Origin of the sequence: Streptomyces niveus (genome assembly GCF_001723055.1) — a bacterium.
Lineage (GTDB): Bacteria > Actinomycetota > Actinomycetes > Streptomycetales > Streptomycetaceae > Streptomyces > Streptomyces niveus.
This window is the reverse complement of sequence record NZ_MDCR01000017.1, coordinates 1-5,375: the sequence shown is the minus strand read 5'-3', so window position 1 is coordinate 5,375 and position 5,375 is coordinate 1. Positions and strand designations below refer to the sequence as shown.

Sequence of the window (5,375 nt, the reverse complement as noted above, 5' to 3'; positions counted from 1 at the left end):
GCCGACCCGGCGCGAGGCCGGACTCACCTCGGCCAAGCGGGACGACCAGCCGGCCTCGCGCCGGGTCGGCGGCTGTCCGCCGTCGAAGCCGGCCGCGATCACGGTGACCCGCACCTCGTCGCCGAGGGCGTCGTCGATGACGGCGCCGAAGATGATGTTGGCCTCGGGGTGCGCGGCCTCGCTCACCAGCTGCGCGGCCTCGTTGATCTCGAAGAGACCGAGATCCGAGCCGCCGGAGATGGAGAGCAGCACGCCGCGGGCGCCGTCGATGGACGCCTCCAGGAGCGGCGAGGAGATCGCCATCTCCGCCGCGGCCACCGCGCGGTCGTCGCCGCGTGCGGAGCCGATGCCCATGAGGGCCGATCCGGCCTCGGACATCACGGACTTGACATCGGCGAAGTCGAGGTTGATCAGACCCGGCGTGGTGATGAGGTCGGTGATCCCCTGGACACCCGAGAGCAGCACCTGGTCCGCGGACTTGAACGCGTCCAGGACGCTGACCTGACGGTCCGAGATGGACAGCAGGCGGTCGTTGGGGATGACGATGAGGGTGTCGACCTCTTCGCGGAGTTCGGCGATGCCGTCCTCGGCCTGGTTCGCGCGCCGCCGGCCCTCGAAGGTGAAGGGGCGGGTGACGACGCCGATGGTGAGGGCGCCGAGCGAGCGGGCGATGTTGGCGACGACGGGAGCGCCGCCGGTGCCGGTGCCACCGCCTTCGCCGGCGGTGACGAAGACCATGTCGGCCCCCTTGAGGACCTCCTCGATCTCCTCGCGGTGGTCCTCTGCCGCCTTGCGGCCGACTGCCGGGTTCGCGCCGGCGCCGAGTCCGCGGGTGAGTTCACGGCCGACGTCGAGCTTGACGTCGGCGTCACTCATCAACAGGGCTTGTGCGTCGGTGTTGATCGCGATGAACTCGACGCCCTTGAGGCCGACCTCGATCATTCGGTTGATGGCATTGACACCACCGCCGCCGACACCGATGACCTTGATGACTGCGAGGTAGTTCTGCGGTGCTGCCACGTCGAAGGCCTCTCGCCTCGAGTTACGTGTCGTCGCTTCGCCGTTGGCGTGGGGCGACGACTGATGCCGATGGGACGGTCCGGACGCCGACCCGAACCCTAACCTTGAAGTTTAGGGTTACCAGTGTGTCTGCTTCTTGGACTCTTCCGAACAGGACACTAAGTCGACACGTGGCGCACGTTCAACGAACACGCCGAACCTCCCGTTTTTCTTTTCACCCTATGTGATCACGCACCGCGCTGACCAACCAGGGTGCTGGTCAGCACAAATACGCGTCAACTCCCTGATACGGAGGGGGCGGTGGGCGCACTCACATCGAAGTGCGTGGCCTTCGGAACTGCTTTCATGAGAGCGGTGAGCGCCCGCGCCTTCGCGCCGCCGTCCTCGCCGCTCCCCCACATCACCGTGCGCCCCCCGCTCAACTCCAGCGAGATGGAGTCGTACGAACGGACCTTCACCACCCGGGTGTCCTCGGCGACTTTGCCGGGGAGATCGTCCCTGACCCGTACCGCCTCGGACATCAGCCGGGTGGCGGTGAAGCGTCCCACACCCGGGGACTGATCCACCGTCAATTCCAGCAGGGGTACACCCTTCGGGGCCTTCTCGACGGTCGCGAATCGCACACCCTTCGCGTCCACTTCGATGAACTTTGCTCCCTTTTCGAGAAGCAGCGCGGGCTTTCGCTCCGTCACTTTCAGACCGATGCCGTTCGGCCATGACCGTGTCACATCCACCGAGTCGATACGCGGCAGCTTCTGACGAAGTCGGCGCTCAATCGCTTGCGTGTCGACGGAAATCAGCGGGGTGTCCATCGGAACTGCCGCCACGGCTTCCACCTCGGCGGGCTTCAGCACATCGAGTCCCGAAGTCTTCACCTGCTCGACCCGCAGCCAGGCGGAACCGTAAAGCAGCCAGATTCCCCCCGCGCAGAGAGCGATCACACAAGTAAGCAGAAGCAGAAAACGGCGTCCGGGAAGCCGGAAACGACGGCCCGGCGGCCCGTCCGATCGGGCGCGGCCGGATTCCGACTCAACTCGTACCCCGCCACGCTCGGCGGTCGTCGGTCCGGCCACTGCCCTGCCTCCCTATCCCTGACGGCGCGCTGCGACCGCCTCGTACACCATGCCGACGAGCAGCTCGTCCGCGTCCCTGCGGCCGAACTCGGCTGCCGCGCGGGACATCTCGTACAGCCGGTGCGGATCGGAGAGCACCGGCAGCACATGGCCCTGGACCCATTCGGGCGTCAGTTCGGCGTCGTCGACCAGCAGTCCGCCGCCCGCCTTCACCACCGGCTGGGCGTTGAGCCGCTGTTCACCGTTGCCGACGGGCAGCGGTACGTAGGCGGCCGGGAGCCCGACGGCGGAGAGTTCGGCGACGGTCATCGCGCCGGCGCGGCAGAGCATCATGTCCGCCGCCGCGTAGGCGAGATCCATCCGGTCGACATACGGTACCGGGATGTACGGCGGCATTCCCGGCATGTTGTCCACGCGCGGCATTTCGTTCTTCGGCCCGACCGCGTGCAGGATCTGGATGCCGGAGCGCTGGAGCAGCGGCGCGGCCTGCTGGACCACCTCGTTGAGCCTGCGGGCGCCCTGTGAGCCGCCGGAGACCAGCAGCGTCGGCAGGTTGGGGTCGAGCCCGAAGGCGGCACGCGCCTCGGGACGTACCCGCGCCCGGTCGAGGGTGGCGATCGTACGGCGCAGCGGGATGCCGATGTAGCGGGCGCCGCGCAGCTTGCTGTCGGGGGTGGAGACGGCGACGGCCGCCGCGTAGCGCGAGCCGATCTTGTTGGCGAGGCCGGGGCGGGCGTTGGCCTCGTGCACGACGATGGGCACCCCGAGCCGCTTGGCCGCGAGATAGCCGGGCAGCGCGACATAGCCGCCGAAGCCGACGACGCAGTCCGCCTTCGTACGCTCCAGGATCTGCTCGGCCGCCTTGATGGTGCCGCGCAGCCGGCCGGGGACGGTGATCAGTTCAGGGGTGGGTTTGCGCGGCAGCGGGACGGCGGGGATGAGGGCCAGTTCGTACCCCCGCTCGGGTACCAGCCTGGTCTCGAGTCCGCGCTCCGTGCCGAGGGCCGTGATCCCCACGGTGGGGTCCTGCCTCCGCAGGGCGTCCGCGAGGGCGAGCGCGGGCTCGATGTGGCCGGCGGTCCCCCCACCGGCGAGTACGACATGCACCGAAATTCACCGCTCTCCGGACGGACGCTTTTTGACGCGCCGTCTCATCGTCTTCCATCTCACGCCGGGCCTTCGCATGGCCAGTGCCGCTCTCGCGGCGGGATCCTCTCGCGCGAACGCGATCAGCAGCCCGACGGCGAACATGGTCGGCAGCAGGGCTGAGCCTCCGTAGGAGAACAGCGGGAGCGGGACTCCGGCGATCGGCAGGAGACCGAGCACCGCGCCGACGTTGACCACGGCCTGCGCCGTGATCCACGTGGTCACGCCTCCCGCGGCGTACCTCACGAAGGGGTCCTCCGTGCGTCCGGCCACGCGGATACCCGCATAGCCTAGAGCCGCGAACAGGGCGAGCACCGACAGCGTCCCCGCCAGCCCCAGTTCCTCCCCGGTGATGGCGAAAATGAAGTCGGTGTGAGGTTCGGGGAGTTGACCCCATTTTTCCACACTGGCGCCGAGTCCGGAACCGAACCATCCGCCGGAGGCCAGCGCGTAGATCCCGTGCACGGCCTGCCAGCACTGGTCCTGGGGGCCTGGGTCCGTGGCGCCGATGCAGGCGAGCCGGGACATCCGGTTGGGGCTGGTCTTGATCAGGATGAAGCCGAGGGTGAGCGCGACGGCGAGTACGCCGCCGAAGAGCCGGGTGGGCGCCCCCGCCAGCCACAGCAGTCCGAAGAGGATCGCGGTGAGGATGATGGCGGTGCCCATGTCGCCGCCGAGCATGATCAGCCCGAGCAGCATGAAGGCGACCGGGACGAGCGGCACCAGCAGATGCTTCCACTGGGTCAGCAGCCGCTTGTCCTGTTTGCGGGCGAGCAGATCGGCGCCCCACAGGATCAGCGCCAGCTTGCCGAACTCACTGGGCTGGAGCTGGAAGGGGCCGCCGAGGTAGATCCAGTTCTGGTTGCCGTTGACCGAGTGCCCTATCCCCGGGACCTGCACGAGCACCATCAGGAAGACGGCGCCCACGAGCAGCGGGTAGGACAGCGCGCGGTGCAGTTTGCCGGGCATCCGGGAGGCGAGCAGCATCAGTCCGGAGCCGATGACGGCGGCCAGGAACTGTTTGCGGAAGAAATACGAGCCGGGCAGCGAGAGCTCCAGTGCCTTGATCATCGAGGCGCTGTAGACCATCACCAGGCCGAGCACGGTGAGCAGCAGGCCGGCGCCGAAGATCAGGTAGTACGCGGTGAGCGGCCGGTCCCAGGCGCGGCGGGCCCTCTCGTACATCTGCCGCACCTTGTTGCCGCGCGGCGGGCGGGGCGGCCGGGCGCCGGATCCGGCGGACCTCCCGCGGACGGCGGGAGCGCGTCGTACGGCCGCTCCGGGGGCCCGGCCGCGCAGGGCGAGCCCGGGGAGGCCGAGCGCCCGCGCGGGCCCTGTGAGGGCACCGGTGGCCCCTCCTGACAGGGCGAGGGGCGGTGGGGCGAACGGCGGTACGGCGGCGGGGAACCGGCCGCCCGGCGAACGGCGCGGTCCCGTGCCCGTGGTGTCGTCGGCCGGCATCTTCGCTGTCCCCTCCAGTCGTGCGCGGCCGGGCCGGCCGGTGGGGCTGTCGCGGCTCACGCGCGCTGGGCTTCTCGCCGGTCGGTCAGGCGTGCTCGGCGGCGAGCGCGCGGACCGCCTCCGCGAACGCCTCGCCCCGCTTGTTGTAGTTGACGAACATGTCCATCGAGGCACAGGCCGGGGCCAGCAGGACGGTGTCCCCGGTCTCGGCGAGGCGCGCCGCCGCACGGACCGCGGCGGACATCGCCCCAGTGTCCGTCTGTTCGAGGTCCACGACGGGTACTTCGGGCGCGTGTCGCGCGAGGGCTTCGGCGATCAGCGCCCGGTCCCTGCCGATGAGGACCACGCCGCGCAGCCGCTTCGCGGACCGCTCCACAAGCTCGTCGAAGGACGCGCCCTTGGCGAGGCCGCCGGCGATCCAGACGATCGGGTCGTAGGCCGCCAGCGAGGCTTCGGTGGCATGGGTGTTGGTGGCCTTGGAGTCGTCGACGTAGCTGACGCCCTCGATGTCCGCGATGTGTTCGATGCGGTGCGGGTCGGGGCGGAAGGCGCGCAGACCGTCGCGTACGGCGGCGGGTGCGACGCCGTAGGCGCGGGCGAGGGCCGCCGCCGCGAGGGCGTTGGCGATGTTGTGCGGGGCCGGCGGGTCGACGTCCGAGATCTCGGCGAGTTCCT

5 protein-coding genes are annotated in these 5,375 nt (G+C 69.7%); all 5 read right to left on the bottom strand.

The annotated features are described in order from the left end of the window. Positions 1–1,020 (bottom strand): cell division protein FtsZ (ftsZ, locus tag BHU15_RS02450; protein ID WP_069625629.1); only part of this gene is annotated, 1,020 nt, incomplete at its 3' end. A gap of 275 nt (positions 1,021–1,295) precedes the next feature. Next, positions 1,296–2,093 carry a cell division protein FtsQ/DivIB gene (locus BHU15_RS02445; protein ID WP_069625628.1) on the bottom strand — a complete coding sequence of 266 codons (798 nt, stop codon included), beginning with the start codon at positions 2,091–2,093 and terminating at the stop codon, positions 1,296–1,298. A 12-nt stretch (positions 2,094–2,105) separates the two neighbouring features. Beyond that, entirely contained in the window at positions 2,106–3,200 is a 1,095-nt protein-coding gene (gene murG / locus BHU15_RS02440; RefSeq protein WP_069625627.1) for an undecaprenyldiphospho-muramoylpentapeptide beta-N-acetylglucosaminyltransferase, read from the bottom strand. A gap of 6 nt (positions 3,201–3,206) precedes the next feature. Further along, positions 3,207–4,700, bottom strand: coding sequence for a putative lipid II flippase FtsW (ftsW, locus tag BHU15_RS02435; RefSeq protein WP_079127831.1), 1,494 nt, complete (start codon positions 4,698–4,700; stop codon positions 3,207–3,209). Positions 4,701–4,785: 85 nt separating this feature from the next. Then, positions 4,786–5,375: glutamate ligase domain-containing protein (locus tag BHU15_RS02430; RefSeq protein ID WP_303741122.1), on the bottom strand; the 590-nt coding region annotated here is incomplete at its 5' end.

Excerpts from the sequence above, each read along its gene's own strand:
- ftsW (WP_079127831.1), bottom strand. The coding sequence starts at position 4,700 with ATGCCGGCCGACGACACCACGGGCACGGGACCGCGCCGTTCGCCGGGC.